This is a genomic window from Sphingopyxis fribergensis (assembly GCF_000803645.1).
Classification (GTDB): Bacteria; Pseudomonadota; Alphaproteobacteria; order Sphingomonadales; family Sphingomonadaceae; genus Sphingopyxis; species Sphingopyxis fribergensis.
In genome coordinates this window covers 2,393,484-2,413,027 of record NZ_CP009122.1, presented here as the reverse complement: position 1 = coordinate 2,413,027, position 19,544 = coordinate 2,393,484, and the positions used below count along the sequence as shown (strand labels likewise).

At 64.5% G+C, this 19,544-nt stretch carries 20 protein-coding genes; 5 read left to right on the top strand and 15 right to left on the bottom strand.

All coding sequences use genetic code 11. The features are described 5' to 3' along the window. Positions 1-11 precede the first annotated feature (11 nt). The 5 genes from SKP52_RS11090 to SKP52_RS11070 form a co-directional block, all read right to left on the bottom strand. Positions 12-1,733, bottom strand: a complete 1,722-nt coding sequence (locus tag SKP52_RS11090; RefSeq protein ID WP_039574766.1) for a cellulase family glycosylhydrolase — start codon at positions 1,731-1,733, stop codon at positions 12-14. A 79-nt stretch (positions 1,734-1,812) separates the two neighbouring features. Beyond that, on the bottom strand, positions 1,813-2,367 hold the full coding sequence (dcd, locus tag SKP52_RS11085) for a dCTP deaminase (RefSeq protein WP_039574764.1): 555 nt from the start codon (positions 2,365-2,367) through the stop codon (positions 1,813-1,815). Between the two features lie 38 nt (positions 2,368-2,405). Next, positions 2,406-2,858, bottom strand: coding sequence for a cytidine deaminase (locus SKP52_RS11080; RefSeq protein ID WP_039574762.1), 453 nt, complete (start codon positions 2,856-2,858; stop codon positions 2,406-2,408). Continuing rightward, positions 2,855-3,610, bottom strand: coding sequence for a GH25 family lysozyme (locus SKP52_RS11075; RefSeq protein ID WP_039574760.1), 756 nt, complete (start codon positions 3,608-3,610; stop codon positions 2,855-2,857). Before SKP52_RS11075 ends, SKP52_RS11080 begins: the two co-directional genes overlap by 4 nt. A 2-nt stretch (positions 3,611-3,612) precedes the next feature. Further along, positions 3,613-4,110 carry a UPF0262 family protein gene (locus SKP52_RS11070; protein WP_039574758.1) on the bottom strand — a complete coding sequence of 166 codons (498 nt, stop codon included), beginning with the start codon at positions 4,108-4,110 and terminating at the stop codon, positions 3,613-3,615. A gap of 130 nt (positions 4,111-4,240) precedes the next feature. Between SKP52_RS11070 and SKP52_RS11065 the strand changes: the two genes are divergently transcribed. Further along, positions 4,241-5,749, top strand: a complete 1,509-nt coding sequence (locus SKP52_RS11065) for a replicative DNA helicase (protein WP_039574756.1) — start codon at positions 4,241-4,243, stop codon at positions 5,747-5,749. Positions 5,750-5,871: 122 nt separating this feature from the next. On the opposite strand, the gene SKP52_RS11060 is transcribed toward SKP52_RS11065, so the two are convergent. From SKP52_RS11060 to astD, 6 genes are all read right to left on the bottom strand, one after another. Further along, a complete protein-coding gene (locus SKP52_RS11060) occupies positions 5,872-6,672 on the bottom strand; it encodes a phosphoadenylyl-sulfate reductase (protein ID WP_039574754.1) in 801 nt (266 codons plus the stop codon). Beyond that, positions 6,665-7,078, bottom strand: coding sequence for a DUF934 domain-containing protein (locus SKP52_RS11055; protein WP_039574752.1), 414 nt, complete (start codon positions 7,076-7,078; stop codon positions 6,665-6,667). The genes SKP52_RS11060 and SKP52_RS11055 overlap by 8 nt, the downstream gene beginning before the upstream one ends. After that, on the bottom strand, positions 7,071-8,702 hold the full coding sequence (locus tag SKP52_RS11050) for a nitrite/sulfite reductase (RefSeq protein ID WP_039574750.1): 1,632 nt from the start codon (positions 8,700-8,702) through the stop codon (positions 7,071-7,073). The genes SKP52_RS11055 and SKP52_RS11050 overlap by 8 nt, the downstream gene beginning before the upstream one ends. Before the next feature lies 1 nt (position 8,703). After that, positions 8,704-9,000 carry a DUF2849 domain-containing protein gene (locus tag SKP52_RS11045; RefSeq protein ID WP_039574749.1) on the bottom strand — a complete coding sequence of 99 codons (297 nt, stop codon included), beginning with the start codon at positions 8,998-9,000 and terminating at the stop codon, positions 8,704-8,706. Further along, entirely contained in the window at positions 8,997-9,785 is a 789-nt protein-coding gene (gene cobA, locus SKP52_RS11040; protein WP_039574747.1) for a uroporphyrinogen-III C-methyltransferase, read from the bottom strand. The genes SKP52_RS11045 and cobA overlap by 4 nt, the downstream gene beginning before the upstream one ends. A 164-nt stretch (positions 9,786-9,949) precedes the next feature. Next, a complete protein-coding gene (gene astD, locus SKP52_RS11035) occupies positions 9,950-11,395 on the bottom strand; it encodes a succinylglutamate-semialdehyde dehydrogenase (RefSeq protein ID WP_039580716.1) in 1,446 nt (481 codons plus the stop codon). A gap of 153 nt (positions 11,396-11,548) precedes the next feature. Between astD and SKP52_RS11030 the strand changes: the two genes are divergently transcribed. From SKP52_RS11030 to SKP52_RS11020, 3 genes are all read left to right on the top strand, one after another. After that, on the top strand, positions 11,549-12,454 hold the full coding sequence (locus tag SKP52_RS11030; RefSeq protein WP_039574746.1) for an alpha/beta fold hydrolase: 906 nt from the start codon (positions 11,549-11,551) through the stop codon (positions 12,452-12,454). Continuing rightward, a complete protein-coding gene (locus SKP52_RS11025; protein ID WP_039574745.1) occupies positions 12,451-13,596 on the top strand; it encodes a glycosyltransferase in 1,146 nt (381 codons plus the stop codon). The genes SKP52_RS11030 and SKP52_RS11025 overlap by 4 nt, the downstream gene beginning before the upstream one ends. Positions 13,597-13,695: 99 nt before the next feature. Continuing rightward, the gene (locus SKP52_RS11020) at positions 13,696-15,099 is read left to right on the top strand and encodes an NAD(P)H-dependent flavin oxidoreductase (RefSeq protein WP_039574742.1); all 1,404 of its coding nucleotides are present in this window, start codon (positions 13,696-13,698) and stop codon (positions 15,097-15,099) included. A gap of 18 nt (positions 15,100-15,117) precedes the next feature. On the opposite strand, the gene SKP52_RS11015 is transcribed toward SKP52_RS11020, so the two are convergent. Beyond that, on the bottom strand, positions 15,118-16,116 hold the full coding sequence (locus SKP52_RS11015; protein WP_039574741.1) for a 2-hydroxyacid dehydrogenase: 999 nt from the start codon (positions 16,114-16,116) through the stop codon (positions 15,118-15,120). 125 nt (positions 16,117-16,241) lie between these two features. Between SKP52_RS11015 and SKP52_RS11010 the strand changes: the two genes are divergently transcribed. Further along, positions 16,242-16,703, top strand: a complete 462-nt coding sequence (locus tag SKP52_RS11010) for an SH3 domain-containing protein (protein WP_039574740.1) — start codon at positions 16,242-16,244, stop codon at positions 16,701-16,703. Positions 16,704-16,745: 42 nt separating this feature from the next. Here the strand turns inward: SKP52_RS11010 and SKP52_RS11005 are convergent, their stop codons facing one another. From SKP52_RS11005 to SKP52_RS10995, 3 genes are all read right to left on the bottom strand, one after another. Continuing rightward, complete coding sequence (locus tag SKP52_RS11005) at positions 16,746-17,144, bottom strand: hypothetical protein (RefSeq protein WP_039574739.1); 399 nt, start codon at positions 17,142-17,144, stop codon at positions 16,746-16,748. A gap of 130 nt (positions 17,145-17,274) precedes the next feature. After that, a complete protein-coding gene (locus SKP52_RS11000) occupies positions 17,275-17,745 on the bottom strand; it encodes a DUF1090 family protein (RefSeq protein ID WP_039574738.1) in 471 nt (156 codons plus the stop codon). A 192-nt stretch (positions 17,746-17,937) separates the two neighbouring features. Next, entirely contained in the window at positions 17,938-19,125 is a 1,188-nt protein-coding gene (locus tag SKP52_RS10995; RefSeq protein WP_039574737.1) for an acetyl-CoA C-acyltransferase, read from the bottom strand. Positions 19,126-19,544 lie beyond the last annotated feature (419 nt).

Below are 19,544 nucleotides of genomic sequence, written 5' to 3'. Positions count from 1 at the left end.
TGGGTTCCGCGCTAGCGCGGGGTGAAGACCAGTTCGGCGACCTCGCAGTCGGTGCAGTCGATCGCGCGCAGCGTGGCGGTGCCGGGGCCGGCGGGCAAGTCGACATCGGCGAGCTTGATGATTTGCCAGCCGGTGCTCGCGGGGACCGCGACGCCGCGCTCGTCGATGCCGATGCGTCCGCCCTTTGCCGATCGCACGCGCGCGGTGATGGTCCAGCGCCCCGCCTTCGCCACCTCGGCGCTATAGCGCATCCATTCGCCGGTGACGAAATCGCTGACATAGAGGCTGCCGTCGGCGTCGCGCGCGATATCGACGCCGTCGTTGCGATACGTCATGCCGATGTTCCACGGCGTCCGCTCGCCGCCCGTCGCGACGTGATAATTGGCATCGACGGTGTCGTGATAGGCCTCCTCGGGAGGGCCGAGGTCGTAGTCGGCTGCGCGGATCGTCAGTGGCGCCTTGTCGAGCAGGCGGGGCACAAAGGGTCGGGTCGTGACGTCGTGCGGCTGACGCATCATCGCGTCGATGACATCGGGTTTCGGGATGTTCTTGTCGAAGCGCGCGTTTTCGGCGAGTTGCATCATCGCGGCGAACGCCTCGTCTGCGCCGGGTTTCGGGCCCTTGCCGGTCATCCACGCCACGATCTGCATCCAGCCATCGCCGGCGACGATCTCGAGCGGCTGGTTGAACCCGATCTTCTTCCATGGCCAGAAATTCCAGCCGATGCCTTCGCCTTCGACCAGCGCGATCGCGTCGCGATACCAGCCATTGCTGTTCTCGCCCGATTCGCCGAGCCAGATCGGACGGTTCGTGCGCGTGCGCAGCGCCTTGATCTCGGCGATGCTCGCGTCGTCGTTGCGGTTCCAATATTTGTGGAAGCTCAGCACCATATTCGCGTCCCACACCGGCGGCAGCCCTCTGTAATTGTTACCCCAGCAATTGCCCTCGATGATGACGATATGCTGTTTGTCGACCTTGCGGATCGCGGCGGTGATCCGCTGTTGCAGGCTCCAGACCGCCTTGTTCTCCGTCTCGTCGCAGCCATTGCCCTTGCCGGGGGTCGCGAAGCTCCAGTTCGGTTCGTTGATCAGGTCATAGGCGCCGATCCATGGCTCGTCCTTGTAGCGCGCGGCGAGCTTGGTCCACAGGGCGACGGTTTTGCGCAGGTTTTCCTCGCTCTGCCACAGCGACGGCTTGGCGGGATCGCGGTCGGAAATGGCGAGGTCGTTGCCCTGGCCGCCGGGCGCCGCGTGAAGGTCGAGGATCAGGTAGATCCCGTTCGCCTTGCTCCATTCGAGCAGGCGGTCGATGCGCTGAAACCCTTCTTCGTGCCAAGTGTCCTCACCGGGCTTGGGTTCCTTGTCGGCGGGGAGGGTGAGCTGGTCGAAATGGATCGGCAGGCGCACCGAGTTGAAGCCCCATTTCGCCATCGCGTCGATGTCGGCTTCGGTCGTGTGGTTGTCGAGCCAGGCGCGGTAGAAGGTCGCGGTGCGCTCCTCGCCCACCAGTTCGACAAGCTTGGCGCGGATTTTATGCTGCTGCCCGACCTCGCCGAGTTTCAGCATATAGCCTTCCTGCAGCATCCAGCCGCCGAGCCCCATGCCGCGCAGGATGACGGGCTTGCCGCTGTCGTCGATGATCTGTGTGCCTTCGACTTTCAGCAAGCCCTCTGCGCGGGCGGTGGTGGAGGAAAGCAGCGCTGCGAGCGCGAATGCGGCGACCCGGAATTTCATGACCTCATCCCATTTTTGATTTATGGGAACGTTATCAATTTTCGCTGTGGGGGCAAGCGCGTTTGCGTAAGTCGCGATATCAAAGCTTGGGCAGCGTGACGCCCTGCTGCCCCATATATTTGCCCGCGCGGTCGGCGTAGCTGATCTCGCAAGGCTCGTTGCCTTGCAGGAAGAGGAACTGGCACGCGCCTTCGTTAGCGTAAATCTTGGCGGGCAGGGGGGTGGTGTTCGAAAATTCGAGCGTCACATGGCCTTCCCAGCCGGGTTCGAGCGGGGTGACGTTCACAATGATGCCGCAGCGCGCATAGGTCGACTTGCCGAGGCAGATGACGAGCACATCGCGCGGGATGCGGAAATATTCGACCGTGCGCGCCAAGGCAAAGCTGTTCGGCGGGATGATGCAGACGTCAGTTTCGCGGTCGACGAAATTCTTCGGATCGAAATCCTTGGGATCGACGATCGTCGAATCGACATTGGTGAAAATCTTGAATTCGGGCGCGACGCGCGCGTCATAGCCATAGGAGGAGAGGCCGTAGCTGATGCAGCCGTCGCGGCGCTGCGCCTCCACAAACGGTTCGATCATGCCCTGGGTCTGGGCGGCTTCGCGAATCCAGCGGTCAGAAAGAATGGCCATGGTGTCTCTTGTCGGTCCTGTCGGGCTTGCGCAAGCGGTCAGTCGGGGATGAGGCCCAGATCCTTGGGACCGAAGGCGGCGGGCAGTAATTGGCTGAGCCGGTAGGTCATCACCTCTTTGCCGTCGGCCGAGGCGCAGTGGACCAGGATATCGACCTTCGACCGCTCGGCGGCTTCGTTGAGGATCTGGCGGCAGCGTCCGCATGGGTTGACCGGGTCGGCGCCCAGCAATTCGTCGCCGTGCGGGCGTCCGCCGACGATCGCGACTTCGGCAAGCTCGCCGATCCAGCCCTCGTTGACGATCTTCGCCACCGCCACGGTTTCGGCGCAGAGGGTGAGGCCATAGCTTGCGTTCTCAACGTTGGCGCCGGTGATGATATCGCCATTTTTGAGCAGCAGCGCGGCGCCGACATGAAAGCCCGAATAGGGCGCATAGGCGCGGCTCGCGGCGTCGCGCGCGGCCTCGATCAGCGCTTCGCGGTCCTCGGTCATCGCATCTCTCCTTCCGGGCGCAGGGCGTTCCACCCGACGGTGCCCGCGGCACCCGACAGGCGGACATAATCATTCGCCTGCCACATTGCCCAGGGGTGTGCGCCATAATCGGGTTCGAAAAAGTCGCGGCGCAGCCAGGTGGTGCGTGCGATACCCTGTGTGACCTTGTAGTCGGCCTCGAACGCGGGACCGGGGGCGATCACGCTCTGTTTGCCCATATGCGCTTCGATCTGCGCAAGAAAAGTGGCGAGTTCAGACAGGAGCAGCGCGCGGGTCGGGCGGTCGGGGCAGCGGTCGTCATAATCGAGCCAAACGACCGCGGGCAGCGCGTCGGCGCGTCGGGGCACATGGCGGATGAAATTTGCCGCCTGGTCGGTGGCAAGCTGGCAGAGGCTGTAGCGATGGATCGCGCCGGCTTGCACGCCCGCCTCGCGCGCCGCGGCCATGTTGCGCGCGAATTGCCGATCGACACCCGCCGAGCCGTCAGTCCCCATGATGTAAGCGAAATCGGCGCCCGCGGCCTTGATCGATCCCCAATGGACGTCGCCATTGCCCGCGTCGATCGTGACCCCCTGGGTCGGATAAAGCGTGCGGTCGGGGGTCCAGCGCGCAGCCCACCACAGCGCGAGCCCGGCGGCGAGGAGCAGCAGCACGATGGCCCCGCCGATCTTGCGCAGCGTCCGCGCGATGGCCGCGCGCCAATTGCCGCCGGCCTTGCCCGGCCTTTTGCCCCTGATCGCCCCCGTCGCCATGCTCAACCCTTGATGTGCAGCACGCAGATTAGCGTGAACAATCGCCGCGCCGTCGCGAAATCGACCGCGATCTTGCCGTCGAGGCGGTCCATCAGCATCTCGGCCGCCTCGTTGTGCAGGCCGCGCCGCGCCATGTCGACGGTCTCGATCTGCTGCGCGGTCGATGTCTTGATTGCCTGATAATAGCTGTCGCAAATCGCGAAATAGTCGCGGATCGGGCGGCGAAAACGCCCGAGGCCGAGAATGATGGCCTCCAGCGGTGAGCCGTCTTCGCGCGATATTTCAAAGATCAGCCGGCCTTCTTCGACACGCAGCATCAAGCGGTATGGCCCGGCATAGCCGTCATCGTGCCCACGCTGCGGCACAAATTTGTTGTCCTCGATCAGATCGAAGATCGCGACGCGGCGTTCTTGTTCCACGTCGGGATTGCGCCAGACGATCGAACCCTCGTCGAGTTCGACCGAAATGATGCGCTGTTTGGAAGGATCTGCGTCGGCCATGCTGCTTGTGCTTCTACTTGGCGCGGGGCGAAGGGCAAGGGACGACTTATGCACAGGGCGACCCACAGCGATGATGATCGCCCGTCATCATTCCATTGCTTGTTAGAGGCTACCGTCGCATGAAGGCGTCATGCTTGATGTCGTACGACTTCCGACGTCCCCGGCCGGGGACGAGCGCCAAATGCCGCGCAATATCGAGGCCGAGGCTGCGTTTCTCGGCGCGATTCTGATCGACAACCGAGTCGTCGAGGATCTGCCCGTCGCGCTCAACCCCGAACATTTCTTCGAACCGCTCCACGGCCGTATTTTTCAACAGACGATGGCGCTGATCGAGCGCAACAGCATCGCGACGCCGGTGACGCTGAAGCCCTATTTCGAGGCCGACGAGGCGATTAAGGCGGTCGGCGGCGTGGGATATCTGGCGCAGCTGACGGGCAGCGGCGCCGGCCTGATCGGCGCGCGCGACTTTGCACGCCAGATTTTCGACCTCGCGCTGCTCCGCGAACTGGCGGGTGTCGGCCGCACGCTCGTCGAAAATGCGCTCGACACCAGCGAAAGCGTCGATCCGCAGGCGCAGATCGAGGAAGCCGAGACCGCGCTCTACCGCGTCGCGGGCGGCGAGGCCGAGATGGGGTCGGTCAAGAATTTCAGCCAGGCGAGTCTCGTTGCGCTGCAGGCAGCCGAGCGCGCGCTCAATTCGGGCGGCCATCTGTCGGGGATCACGACCGGCATCGCGAGCATGAACGCCAAGATCGGCGGCATGCACAATAGCGACCTGATGATCCTTGCCGGACGCCCGGGCATGGGCAAGACCTCGCTCGCGACCAATATCGCTTATAATGCCGCCGAGCGGTTTCGCCGCGACGAGGACGATGGCATCCCGCCCGAGAAGAATATGGGCGCGAAGGTTGCCTTCTTCAGCCTCGAAATGTCGGCCGATCAGCTCGCGACGCGCGTGCTCGCCGAGCAATCGGGGGTATCGGGCGAAGCGCTGCGCATGGGCAAGATCAGCAAGGAGCAGTTCCAGCAGTTGAGCCGCGCCGCACAACAGCTTCAGACTTTGCCACTATTCATCGACGACACGCCGGGCCTGACCATTGCCGGCCTGCGTACCCGCGCGCGGCGTTTGCAGCGACGACACGGTATCGGCTTCATCATCGTCGACTATCTCCAGCTGCTGCAGGGTTCATCAAAGAGCGGCGACAATCGCGTACAGGAAATTTCAGAAATTTCGCGTGGTTTGAAGACGCTGGCGAAGGAACTTCATGTCCCCGTGATGGCGCTGTCGCAGCTCAGTCGTCAGGTGGAAAGCCGCGAAGACAAGCGCCCGCAGCTTTCCGATCTTCGCGAATCGGGGTCGATCGAGCAGGACGCCGACATGGTGCTCTTCGTGTTCCGCGAGGATTATTATGTTGCGGCGAAGGAGCCCAAGCGCCCGGTCGAGGGCGACGATGTCAAGATCCACGCGCAGCATGAGGAATGGGCGGCTGAGATGGAGCGCGTCTTCGGCCTTGCCGAAGTGATCGTCGCGAAATCGCGCCACGGTTCGACGGGCAAGATCCGCATGCACTTCGAGGCGAAGACGACGAAGTTCAGCGACCTTGCCGATGACAGCCAGGCGTTCGAGGATTATGAGTAGATTAATCGCGCGTTGTGCCCCTGCGAAGGCGGGGGCCCATCACGAGGTCTCCAAATCGAAAGCCGCGCTTTGTTGGACGGGCAGAAGATGGGCCCCTGCCTTCGCAGGGGCACAAACTCTGTTCAGAACGCCGGGTCGTTCGCCGGATCGTCACCGAGCGGCGTGACTTCGGTGTGGATGCCGCATTCGGTCTTGTCCCAGCCGCGCCAGCGGCCCGAGCGCGGGTCTTCGCCGGGCTTTACCTTCGACGTGCATGGTGAGCAGCCGATCGAGGGATAGCCTTCGGCCTCGAGCGGGTGGCGCGGCAGGTCGTGCGCCTCGAAATATTCATCGAGCTGGTCGCGCGTCCAGTTGGCGAGCGGGTTGAATTTGAGGCGGCCGGTGGTGCCGTCGAGTTCGAAGCGCGCGAGGCCCTGGCGCGTCGATGACTGGAAACCTTTGCGCCCGGTGATAGATGTATCGAAATCGGCCATCGCCTTTTCGAGCGGCTTCACCTTGCGGATTTCACAGCAGCCGTCGGGATCGTACGACCAGCGCAGTTCGGTCGCGTCCTTCTTCGCGAGTTCCTCGGAATCGGGCGTCAGGTTGACGATGTTCAGCCCCAGCTTCGCGGCCAGTTGGTCGCGATAGGCGAGTGTCTCGGGGAAATGCTTTCCGGTATCGAGGAACAGTACGGGCATGTCGGGTGCGACGCGGCTCACCAGATGCAGCAAAACCGCGCTTTCGGCGCCGAAGCTGGAGACGATCGCGGTTTCGCCGAGCAGCCCCGCGCCGATCACGCTCGCGACGACTTCGGCGGCGTCCTGGCCGCGGAACAGGTTGTTGAGGCGAATGACGTCGGCCTGCGTAAAGCGCGGCGCCACGTCGATCCGGTCGCGGGTGCGGTCGGAGTTTTGGGGGGGAGAGACCTTCACGTCAGCCATGCCTTAATTTCCAGATCGGCACCGCACCGTCGGCGGCGCCCTGATAATGTTCGGGCCAGCGCGATAGCGCCGCCTCGACATCGGCCGGATTGAGCGCCTTTTCGGGTGCGAAACTGTCGAAACCGCAACGTTTCATATAAGCGATCTGGTCGACCAGCACGTCGCCTTGCGCGCGCAGTTCGCCCGTGAAGCCGGCCTCGCGCAGGATGCGCCCTGACGAATAGCCGCGGCCGTCGCGGAATTTCGGGAAAGCGACCTCGATCAGCTTCAGCCGGTCGAGAAAGGGGATCAGCGCGCGCGCATCCTCATCGGATTCGAGCCGCACCGCGGTCGCGTTCGACTGTTCTAGGAACGCATCGAGCGTGACGCAGGGTTCTTCGCCATCGGCTTGCAGATGCTCAACCATAGATCGCCTCCTTGAACGGGGCCATGCCGACGCGGCGATAGGTGTCGACGAAGCGCTCCCCATCGGTCCGTGTCGCAAGATATTTGTCGGTAACGCGCTCGATCGCGTCGACGATGCCGTCCTCGTCGAAGCCGGGGCCGGTGATCGTGCCGAGCGACACGTCCTCCGCGCCCGATCCGCCGAGCAAAAGCTGGTAATTCTCGGTGCCTTTGCGATCGACGCCGAGGATACCGATATGGCCGGCGTGGTGATGTCCACAGGCGTTGATGCAGCCCGAAATCTTGAGCTTGAGCTCGCCCAGTTCCTTCTGGCGGCCGAGGTCCGAAAAGCGCGACGCGATCTTCTGCGCGACCGGGATCGAGCGCGCGTTGGCGAGGCTGCAATAATCGAGGCCGGGGCAGGCGATGATGTCGCTGATCAGGTCGAGGTTCGGCGTCGCGAGCCCCGCTTCGTCGAGCTTTTGCCAGATTGCGTAGAGATCGGCCTTGCGAACGTGCGGCAGCACGATGTTTTGCGCGTGCGTGACGCGGAGCTCGTCATGGCTGTATGTCTCGGCGAGGTCGGCCATCAGGTCGATTTGCGCGGACGAGGCATCGCCGGGGATGCCGGCGACGGGCTTCAGGCTGATGTTGACGATCGCATGACCCGTAACCTTGTGCTTCGCGACATTCTGGTCGACCCAGACCGCAAAGTCAGGATCGCTGCGGTCGATGGCGTCGGGCGCCGCGGTATCGAGCGGCGGCGGCGCGAATTGCTTGGCAATGCGGTCGAACTCGGCCTTGGGCGGGTCGATGCCGAGCGACTTCACATGCGCGAATTCCTCCTCGACCTGACGGCGATATTCGTCGGCGCCCAGCTCGTGGATCAGGATCTTGATCCGCGCCTTGTAGATATTGTCGCGGCGGCCATAGCGGTTGTAAACGCGCAGGCACGCCTCGGCATAGCTCAGCATGTCGTCGAGCGGCACAAATTCTTTGATCAGCGGCGCGATCATCGGGGTGCGGCCCATGCCGCCACCCACATAGAAAGCGGCGCCGTGAACGCCGTCCTTCTCGACGATCTGGATGCCGATGTCGTGGAGGCGCATCGCGGCGCGATCCTCGTCGGCGGCGATCACCGCGATTTTAAATTTGCGCGGCAAATAGCTGAATTCGGGGTGGAAGCTTGACCATTGACGGAGCAATTCGGCCCACGGGCGCGGGTCGGTGATTTCGTCGGCGGCGGCGCCGGCCCATTGGTCGGAGCTGATGTTGCGGATGCAATTGCCGCTCGTCTGGATCGCGTGCATCTCGACCGAGGCCAGATCCTGGAGGATCGCTGGCGCGTCCTCCAGCTTGATCCAATTATACTGGATATTCTGGCGCGTGGTGAAATGGCCGTAATCGCGGTCGTATTTGCGCGCGATGTGGGCGAGCATGCGCATCTGGCGGCTGTCGAGAGTCCCGTAAGGCACCGCGACGCGCAGCATATAGGCGTGAAGCTGGAGATAAAGGCCGTTCATCAGCCGAAGCGGCTTGAACTGGTCCTCGGTGATTTCACCGGCGAGGCGGCGGCGCACCTGGTCGCTGAACTCGGCGACGCGGGCATCGACCATCGCATGGTCATATTCGTCATATTTGTACATGTCAGATCACCCAGTCGCCGGCCGCGGGATCGGCGGGTTTCAATGTCAGGTCGGGGCGCACAGTCGGCCCCAATGCGCGGATACGGTCCTTGATATGCGCGGGGCGCGGACCGTCGGCGGTTTGCTCGCCGTTGATGATATAGGGGGCGTTGACGCGGCGCGCGCCTTCCTCGGCGGCGAGGATCGCCTCGCCATGTTCGCCGACATCGGCGGCGTCCTCGATATGGAGCGACCAGTCGGCGCCGGTCCACCAGGTGACAAATCCTGTTTTCAGGTCATTGCCCGTGAGCAGCTTCATATGAAATCCCTTATTTGAGCGGCGACGCCCGGCGCACCGAGGCAGTCGAGCGCGTCTGCGCGCGCCGCGACCTTGCCGACGATGATGAGCGACGGGCTTTGGACCTTCTCGCGCGCGACCAGATCGCCGAGATCGGTGAGCAGGGTGCGAAGGACGCGGGCGTCGGCGGTCGTGCCGCGCTCGATCACCGCAACGGGCAAATCGGGCGATACGCCATCGGCGATCAGCTTGTCCGCGATCGCCGTGGCGGTCGCGAGGCCCATGTAGATGACGAGGGTGCGGCCGTGGCCCGCAAGGCCCGACCAGTCCTGATCGGTCAGATCCTTGCACTGACCGGCGACGAAGCTGACCGCGCTGGCGTCTTCGCGGTGGGTGAGGGGGAGGCCCGCCTGCGCGGCGCAACCCGCCGCCGCGGTGATGCCAGGGACGACCTCCACCGCGACGCCGGACTCGCGCGCTGCGTCGAGCTCCTCGCCGCCGCGACCGAAAATGAACGGATCGCCGCCTTTCAGGCGCACGACTTGCTTGCCCGCCAGCGTCTCGCGGACGAGCAGTTCGTTGATCAGGTCCTGCTTCATCGTGTGGCGACTGCGCTGCTTGGCGACGCTGATCCGCTCGACATGGGCCGGGATCAGCGCAAGCACGCCTTCGCCGACCAGCCCGTCGTGGACGACTAGATCGGCGCCTTCAAGCAGCCGCGCCGCGCGCAGCGTCAAGAGGTCGGGGTCGCCGGGGCCGGCGCCGACCAGCCACAGCTTGCCGGGAGAGGGCAGGGTCTTTTCCATGCACCGTAAATGGGCCGGGGCCGCCCGCATGGCAAAGCAGGCTTTTTTGACACCGGTGAAGGTAAAATTGAGCGCCCCCTCTTCGTCACCCCGGACTTGATCCGGGGTGCATGCTTCCGTCGCTGGAATGGATGCCGGATCAAGTCCGGCATGACGAAAGAAACCTAATTGTAGGTCTTGAGCACCAGCTGCGAGCCTTCGGGATCGCGCAATCCGACGCCGATCGAGGCCCGCATCGTATCGCTTTCGGTCGACGCCACGGGATAGGCGCAATAGTCCGCGGCGTAGAAGGCGCTCGGGCGATGATTGCCCGACAGGCCGATGCCGCCGAAGGGTGCGGCGGACGAGGCGCCGTTGGTCGGCCGGTTCCAGTTGATGACACCGGCGCGGGCGTTCGCCCAGAACTGGTCATAAAGCTGCGGCGTGCCGCCGATAAGCGAGGCGGACAGGCCGAATGCCGTGTTGTTCGCCTCGGCGATTGCCGCCTCGAAGCTGTCGACGCGGATCACCTGGAGCAGCGGACCGAACAGCTCGACGTCGGGCCGTTCGGGCATCGCGGTGACGTCGATGATGCCGGGGGTGAGGAAGGGACGGCCTGCGAGGGGACGGGTCATGTGGCGGATCACCTTGCCGCCGTTCGACATCAGGATCAGGAAGCTTTCGGTCAGCGCGTCGGCAGCCTCATTGTCGATCACCGGGCCCATATAGGGCGCGGGCTCGGCGTGCGGGTGATCGACGATCAGCCGGTTGGTGAGGCTGCAAACCTCCTCGATCAGTGCGTCGGCGAGGCTGTCGCGGACGATCAGCCGCCGCGCGTTGCTGCAACGCTGGCCGGCGCTGAGGAAGGCCGACTGGACGACGAGGATCGTCGCGGTGCGGATATCGGCGGTGTCCCACACGACGATCGGGTTGTTGCCGCCCATTTCGAGCGCGAGCATTTTGCCAGGCTGGCCCGCAAACTGGCGGTTGAGTGCTAGGCCCGTGCGCGCCGAGCCGGTGAAGAGCAGGCCGTCGATGCCCGGGTGTCCCGCAAGCGCCTTGCCCGTTTCGGGACCGCCGACGATGAGGCGGAGCACTTCCTGCGGCACCCCGGCGCTGTGCAGCAATTCGACGAGCTTGGCGCCGACCGCGGGGGTCTTTTCGGAGGGTTTGAAGAGGATTGAATTGCCGGCGATCAGCGCGGGGACGATGTGGCCGTTGGGCAGGTGCGCGGGGAAATTATAGGGGCCGAGCACCGCGAGTGCGCCGTGCGGTTTATGGCGCACCGCGTTGCGCAGCCCCATCGCGCCCTCGATGCGGCGATTGGGCGTGCGTTCGCCGTAGGCTTTGACCGAAATATCGACCTTGTTACAGACTGATTCGACCTCGGTGCGCGCTTCCCAGAGCGGCTTCCCCGTTTCGCGCGCGATCAGGTCGGCGAACGCTTCGCCCTCGGCCTTCACCCGGTCGACGAAGCGGCGCAGCGTCTCGGTGCGGAAGGTGACGGGCTTTGCGGCCCATTCGGGCCAGGCGCGGCGGGCAATTTCGACCTCGGCATCGACGTTGCTGATCGGGCCGCGCCAGAGCTCTTCGCCGGTTGCGGGTTCGAATGAAATCAATGTCTCGCTCATGGTCGCAGCGGTCTTATCGGTGAAAGCGGGCGGCGGCAACCTGTGGCAGCGGCATGTGACGGATTGCTTGCGCGGCGCTGCGCGGTTGGCGATAGACGCGGGACGAGTCCCGCACGCCGGGATTACCTTAAAGCCAATCAAGGGGACGCCATATTGGCCCAGCAGGATGCAAAGCAGGATGCGCGCCGCGACTGGTCGGACCAATATTGGTGGTCGTCCGACGGCGTCCGGCTGCACGCGCGCGTCTATGCCGGGCCGGACGGGACCGAAAGCGCCCCGCCAATCCTGTGCATGCCGGGCCTCGCGCGCAATGCGCGTGATTTCGAGGCGCTGGCGCCGCATGTCGCCGGCTATCGTAAGGTTATCGTGATCGAATTCCGCGGCCGGGGCGAAAGCGCCTATGCCAAAGATCCGATGACCTATGTCCCGCTCACCTATGTGCAGGATGTCGTCGCGATGCTCGATGAGCTCGGGATCGACCGCTTTGCCGCGATTGGCACCTCGCTCGGCGGGCTGGTCGCGATGCTGATGGCGGCGGCGCTGCCCGGGCGGCTCGTCGGCGCAGTGCTCAACGACGTCGGGCCCGAACTCCAGGCGGCGGGGCTCGAGCGGATCCGCGATTATATCGGCGCGGGCGGCAGCCAGCCGACGTGGATGCACGCGGCGCGCGCCTTCGCCGAACTCAACGGCGCGATCTATCCGGGATATGAAATCCATGACTGGCTGCGGTTGACCAAGCGCACGCACCGGCTGACCGCCGAGGGGCGCATCGTCACCGATTACGACAAGCAGATCGCGGCGCCGCTGCGCGTGCCGGGCGGCGGTGATGCCGCGGCCGATTTGTGGCCGGTGTACCGCGCGCTGGGCGATATCCCGCTGCTGATCCTGCGCGGCGAACTTTCGGACATTCTTGCGCGCTCGGCGGGCGAAAAGATGGCCGCCGAATTGCCGCGCGCGCGGCTGGTCGAGGTGCCCGGGGTCGGGCATGCGCCGACAATGGACGAGCCCCAAGCTTTGGCGGCCATCGACGCGTGGGTTGCGGAGCTGCCTGCCGCGTGAACGGCGTCAACGCACCTGCGCGGCTGCTGCACCTTCATTCGAGCTTCTCGCTGGGCGGGAAGGAGGCGCGCGCGGTCCGGCTGATGAACCTGATGGGTCCGCGCGCGCGGCACACCATCCTGTCGGCGGTGCCCGAGGCGATGGGCGCGCGAGACGCAATCGATCCGGGCATCGACGTCGCATTTCCTGCCGATGCCCCGCCGTTGCACGGCAAGCCGGGGCCCGCCCGCTACCGCGACCTCGCGCGTTACATGCAGCAGTTCGATCTGGTGCTCAGCTATAATTGGGGATCGATGGACGGCGTGATGGCGCACCGCATCTTTGCGCCTTTTCGCGATCTGCCGCCGCTGATCCACCATGAGGACGGCTTCAACGAAGATGAAAGCGTCAAGCGCAACTGGAAGCGAAACGGCTTTCGTCGCCTTGCGCTGCCGACCGCCGACGCGCTGGCGGTACCCTCCGAATTGCTCCAGCGGATCGCGGCGGACGAGTGGGGCGCAGAGCGGCGCACGCGGTTGATCCGCAACGGGATCGATGTCGCCGCCTATGCCGCCGGGCCCTCGGTCGCGATTCCCGGGCTTGATCGGCGCGACGGCGAAATCATCGTCGGCACCGTGGCAGGACTGCGCAAGGTCAAGGATTTGCCGCGCCTCGTTCGCGCGGCGGCGACGCTGTCCGGCAACGTCCGGCTGGCGATCGTCGGCGAGGGGATCGAGCGGGACGGCATCGCCGCCGAAGCGGCCGCGTGCGGCATCGCGGAGCGGCTGGTGTTGCCCGGTTTCATGGCCGACCCGGCGCGGTGGATCGGCCACTTCGACATCCTCGCGCTGTCCTCGCAAAGCGAACAGGCGCCGATTGCGGTGATCGAGGCGATGGCGGCGGGGTTGCCGGTCGCTAGCCCCGATGTCGGCGACATCGCTGCGATGGTATCGGAGGAGAACCGGCCGTTCATCGCCGCCGACGAAGAGGGTTTTCGCGCCGCATTGGCCGCATTGGCTTCTGACCCCGCGTTGCGGCGTTCGATCGGCGAGGCCAATCGCCGCATCGCGGCCGAACGCTTCGACGAATCTACCATGGTCGCCGCTTATGAAAATCTCTATGGTCGGGCACTTGCAGGACGCCGCCTTTTCTCCGGGGATTAGGCGGCGCAACCATTGACTTTCACGGCCGTGTTCCGTTTACGGAACCGGCACCGGGGGCCGGTACGCGGGACGCGATCGGTGGAGAGAAAGAGATTTAGAATGTTCAAAGGTTTGAAGCCCATCCTTTACGGCGGACGCGAAGTCTGGCCGCTGGTGGAGGGCGGCAAGGGCGTGTCGGCGACCAACCATATGTCGAGCGGCGCTTGGGCCGCTGCCGGCGGTATCGGCACCGTGTCGGCAGTCAACGCCGACAGCTATGACGCCGAAGGCAAGATCGTCCCGCAAGTCTATCACGCGCTCACCCGCAAGGAACGCCATGAAGAGCTGATCCAATATGGCATCGATGGCGCAGTCGCGCAGGTCGAGCGTGCGTATGAAGTGTCGGGCGGCAAGGGCGCGATCAACATCAATGTGCTGTGGGAAATGGGCGGCGCGCAGCAAATTCTCGAAGGCGTGCTCGCGCGCACCAAGGGCATGGTCGCGGGCGTTACCTGCGGTGCGGGCATGCCGTACAAGCTCAGCGAAATCGCAGAGCGGCACAATGTGATGTACCTGCCGATCATCAGTTCGGCGCGCGCCTTTCGCGCGCTGTGGAAGCGCGCCTATCACAAGGTGCCGCATCTTTTGGGCGCGGTGGTTTATGAAGATCCCTGGCTCGCGGGCGGTCACAACGGCCTGTCGAACGCCGAAGACCCGCTGGTGCCGCAGGATCCCTATCCGCGCGTCGCCGCCGTGCGCGAAACGATGCGCGCCGAGGGGATCGCCGACAGCGTGCCGATCGTGATGGCGGGCGGCGTCTGGTATCTGCGCGACTGGGAGAATTGGATCGACAATCCCGAACTCGGCCAGATCGCGTTCCAATACGGGACGCGTCCGCTGCTGACCGAGGAAAGTCCGATCCCGCAGCAGTGGAAAGATCGTCTCCGTACGCTCGACGACGGCGACGTGCTGCTCCACCGCTTCTCGCCAACGGGTTTCTACTCCAGCGCGGTGCGTACACCGTTTCTGCGCGACCTCGAGGCGCGCTCGGAGCGCCAGATTCCTTACTCGAAGCAGGAAGCCGGCGATCATATCGTCCAGCTCGACGTCGGGGTGAAGGGCAAGAATTTCTGGGTCACGCCCCACGACCGCGCCCGCGCCCGCGACTGGGCGGCCGAAGGCTATACCGAGGCGCTGAAGACCCCCGACAACACCGTCGTCTTCGTCACCGAAGCCGACAAGGCGGTGATCCGCAAGGACCAGACAGATTGCATGGGCTGCCTGTCGCATTGCGGTTTTTCGTCGTGGAAGGACCATGACGACTACACGACCGGCTATCTCGCCGACCCGCGCAGCTTCTGCATCCAGAAGACGCTGCAGGACATCGCGCACGGCGGCGATCCCGAACAAAATCTGATGTTTGCGGGCCATGCCGCATTCAATTTCAAGACCGATCCCTTTTATTCGAACAACTTCACCCCGACCGTGAAGCAGCTTGTCGACCGGATTTTGACGGGGGATTGATCGCTTTGGGGGTGGCGCTCAGGCCCATCCCTCGAGCACCTGATCGGGCGGACGGTGGCCGTCGCACCAGGCGCGGATGTTGGCGATGACCTTTTCGCCCGACGCTTCGCGCCCCTCGATCGTCGCCGAGCCGAGGTGCGGGAGCAGCACGACATTGTCGAGCGCGAGCAGCGCCGGGTCGACCGCGGGCTCGTGCGTGTAGACGTCGAGCCCGGCGCCGGCGATGCGGCCAGTCTGGAGCGCCGCAACCAGCGCCTTTTCATCGACGATCTCGCCGCGCGCGGTGTTGATCAGATAGGCGGTCGGCTTCATCGCGCCGATCCGCGCCGCGTTGACCATCTCATGCGTTTCGGCAGTGTGCGGGCAGTGGATCGTCACCACGTCGCTGATCCGCAGCAGCGTATCGACGCTGGCGTGATAGCTTGCGCCCAATTCCTCTTCGATGGCCTCGGGCAGGCGGCGCCGATTGTGATAGTGGATCGAGAGGCCGAAGGCGCGCGCGCGGCGCGCGACCGCGAGGCCGATGCGTCCCATGCCGATGATGCCGAGCAATTTGCCGCCGACGCGGTGGCCGAGCATCGCGCTGGGCGCCCAACCCGCCCATTGGCCCGAGCGCATGAGCTTCTCGCCCTCGGCAAGGCGTCTTGGCACGCTCAGGATCAGCGCCATCGTCATGTCGGCGGTGTCCTCGGTGAAGACGCCCGGCGTGTTCGACACCATGATGCCCTTCGCACGCGCCGCCGACAGGTCGATATGGTCGACCCCGGCGCCGAAATTGGCGATCAGCTTCAGCCGGTCGCCCGCGGCGTTGATGATATCCGCGTCTATCTCGTCGGTCACGGTCGGGACGAACACGTCGCAATCGGCAACCGCCGCCTTCAACTCGTCGCGGGTGAAAGCCTCGTCGCGCGCCGACAGCGACACATCGAACAATTCGGCCATGCGCCCCTCGACATGCGGCATCAACTGGCGGGTAACGATGACGCGCGGGCGTTTCGGGCGGGAAGAATCGGGCATGGCCGCCGATAGAGCGCGCCGATGCTTGAGGGTCAAGGGGGAGCCGCGCGGATAACTGTGGACGGCGGGCCGTTTGCGTCGCGCGACCGGTTGATAAGTCCCGCCGATTTTGACAAGGGTTGGCGATGACCAGCCGAAAATTTGCAATGATATTGCTCAGCCTTGCCGTCGTGGGACCGGCATCGGCGCAATCCGACCCTGTCCAGCTGCCCTATTGGGCGTCGATCAGCGTCGACGAGGCGCGGATGCGCAAGGGGCCGTCGCCCGACGTGCCGGTAATCTGGGAATATCGGCGCAAGGACCTGCCGGTAAAGGTCGTTGCGCGCTTTGAAACCTGGCGCAAGATCGAAGATCCCGACGGGACGCGGGGCTGGATGGCGGCACGGCTCCTGAGCCGGACACGCACCGCGATCGTCACCGGCGACATCCGGCCGATGCGCGAAGACGCCAGCATCTCGGCGGCGGTCGCCTATCGCGCCGAGCCGGGCGTCGTCGGCCGCATCACCGAATGCGAGGACGGCTGGTGCCGGTTCGATGTCAAAGGCCGCAAGGGCTGGATCCAGACCGACCATATATGGGGCGACTGAGCTCGCTCCGAATATCGGGCGGTCGCTGGTCCTGCTGCCCGGTCAGCTCTTCTTGGGCGTGACGGTTACGGTTGTGCCCTCCGGATTTGTCGCGGTGAAGCTGCCATCGGCGGCTGCGGGCGACAAGGTCCAGCATTCCTCGGCTTCGTCGCCGTCGGGATCGAAGCAATCCTCGCCGTCCTTGTGCGCGAACTTGCCCTTTTTGACGGTCTTTCCCGTCGCGTCGGTGTCGACATATGTACCATCGGCGTTGATGACCGTCGAAGCCACCGTGCCATCGGCCAGTTTGACGTCATAGCTGCCCGGCGCGGTGCCCGGATTGGCTGTCGGCGCGGGCGCGGCGGTTTCTGTTGGCGTCGCGGCGGCGTCTCTCGATTCTGCAGCTTTTTGCGAACAGGCTGACAGAGCGGTGAGCGCGGCAAGCAGGACCAGCTTTTTCATGTCGATTTCTCCCCAGTAGAATGGCCACAGGCTATGCCCTTCGCGGGGGAGCGGCAATGACAATCGCCGGGCGGCCAAAAGGGCCGATGGTTTCCCATCGACCCTCGTTGAAACAAAAGACTATTTTCGTTCAGCGGCGCCAGTTGAAGTGGTTGCGGTACACCTTCACTACCCGTCCGTTGCGCGCGTTGACGAGCAGCAGGTCGTTGTAATGACGCACATAGGTCAGGTTGCGACCGGCGCGCGGCACGCCCCAACGGCTGTCCCAGGCCGGGCGATAGGCCGGCGCATAATAGTTCGAACGCAGGGTCGAACCCACGCGGAACGACTGATATTTGAACGGCGCGCGATAGTTCGAATAGCGGCGATCCTGGCGCCAGTCGCGCTTGTCTTCGCGCAGTTCCTGGCGTGCGTCGCGCACGTCGCGGCGCTCTTCGCGAACGTCGCCGCGATCGCCGTAACGCTTTGCCTGGCGGAGCTCACGCTGTTCTTCGCGCACGTCCTGGCGGCTGTCGCGCACCTCGCCGCGCGTCTGGGCCGCGGCGACGCCGGGGACCATCAAAGCTGCGATCAGGCCGACGGTGAGAAATCTGGTCTTCATTGGTTGATCCTTTCATTCCGTCAGGGGGAGGGGGATTGCCCGATGACTGAAACAAGGATTAGGCGATTCGAATTGAACGGAGCCGGAATGCGCCGTTTATTTTCAGGACATTAGTGTCGCAAATTGTCGCGGCCAAAACGACGAAACGGCGCCGTCTTGCGACGGCGCCGTGCAACCTTTTGGAATAGCGATTTAGATCAATTCGACAGCAACCGCCGTCGCTTCACCGCCGCCGATGCAGAGGCTGGCGATGCCGCGCGTCTTGCCGTGGCGTTGCAGCGCCGCGATCAGTGTCGTGATGATGCGCGTGCCGCTGGCGCCGATCGGGTGGCCGAGCGCGGTTGCGCCGCCATGGACGTTGATCTTCTCATGCGGGATGCCGAGATCGTGCATCGCGAACATCGCGACGCAGGCAAAGGCTTCATTGACTTCGAACAGGTCGACATCGCCGATCGACCAGCCGGTCTTGGCGAGCAATTTGTTGATCGCACCGACGGGGGCGACGGTGAAATCCTTGGGTTCCTGTGCGTGCGCCGCATGCGCGACGAGGCGGGCGACGGGCTTGGCGCCCTTCGCGTCGGCGACCGACTGGCGCGTCAGCACGACCGCGGCGGCGCCGTCCGAAATCGACGAGCTGGTCGCGGCGGTGATCGTGCCGTCCTTGGCAAAGGCGGGCTTCAGCGTCGGGATCTTGTCGGGCATGCCCTTGCCGGGGGCTTCATCGGTGTCGACAATGACGTCGCCTTTGCGGCCGGCGATCGTGACGGGCGCGATTTCGGCGGCAAAGGCGCCGTCGGTGATCGCCGCCTTGGCGCGGCTCAGCGACGTCAGCGTATAATCGTCCATCGACTGGCGGCTGAGCTGATAGGCGTCGGCGGTATCCTGCGCAAAAGTGCCCATCGCGCGGCCCGCCTCATAGGCATCCTCCAGCCCGTCGAGGAACATATGGTCATAGGCGGTGTCATGGCCGATGCGCGCGCCGCCCCGATGCTTCTTGAGCAGGTAGGGCGCGTTAGTCATCGATTCCATGCCGCCCGCGACGATCAGGTCGACGCTGCCTGCGGCAAGCGCCTCGGCGCCCATGATCACGGTCTGCATGCCCGAACCGCACACCTTGTTGACGGTCGTTGCCTGTACCGACTTGGGCAGGCCTGCCTTGATCGCGGCCTGACGCGCCGGCGCCTGGCCGAGGCCGGCGGGAAGGACGCAGCCCATATAGATGCGCTCGATATCGTCGCCCGACACGCCCGCGCGCTCGACCGCAGCCTTGACCGCAGTCGCGCCGAGATCGGTCGCGCTCGCGTCCGACAGGCTGCCCTGCATGCTGCCCATCGGGGTGCGCGCATAGGAGAGGAAAACGACGGGATCGGTGGCGGTCATATCGAGAGACTCCGTAGGGGAAAGATACGTCGGCCGGTCGATTAGCCGAAATGCTGCAAATGCGAAAGGGGGAGGCAAACCGATCGCGAGGCCTGCTTACTTCGGAAGGAGGGCCGTGAAATCTGGTGCCGCAGCGTCAAAGTTCAGTGAAGTTCAGCCCAATGACATTCCTGTCGAGCTTCTGCCCGGGGTGAAAGGGGAGTGGATCGCGCTGGAATTAAAAGGATGCTGATCATCGATAACCTTGAACCATAGCGGGATATTGTAGGAAAGCGGTTTTTCCGGAGGGCGTCTGGGGGTAAGTATGGGCAGTGTCACTGAGTTCCGACGAACGACCGGAAAGAGGTGGGGAGCGGACGTAGCCCTCTCCCCTTCAGGGGAGAGGGTTGGGAGAGGGGGCGGAAGCAGCTCAAGCCCCT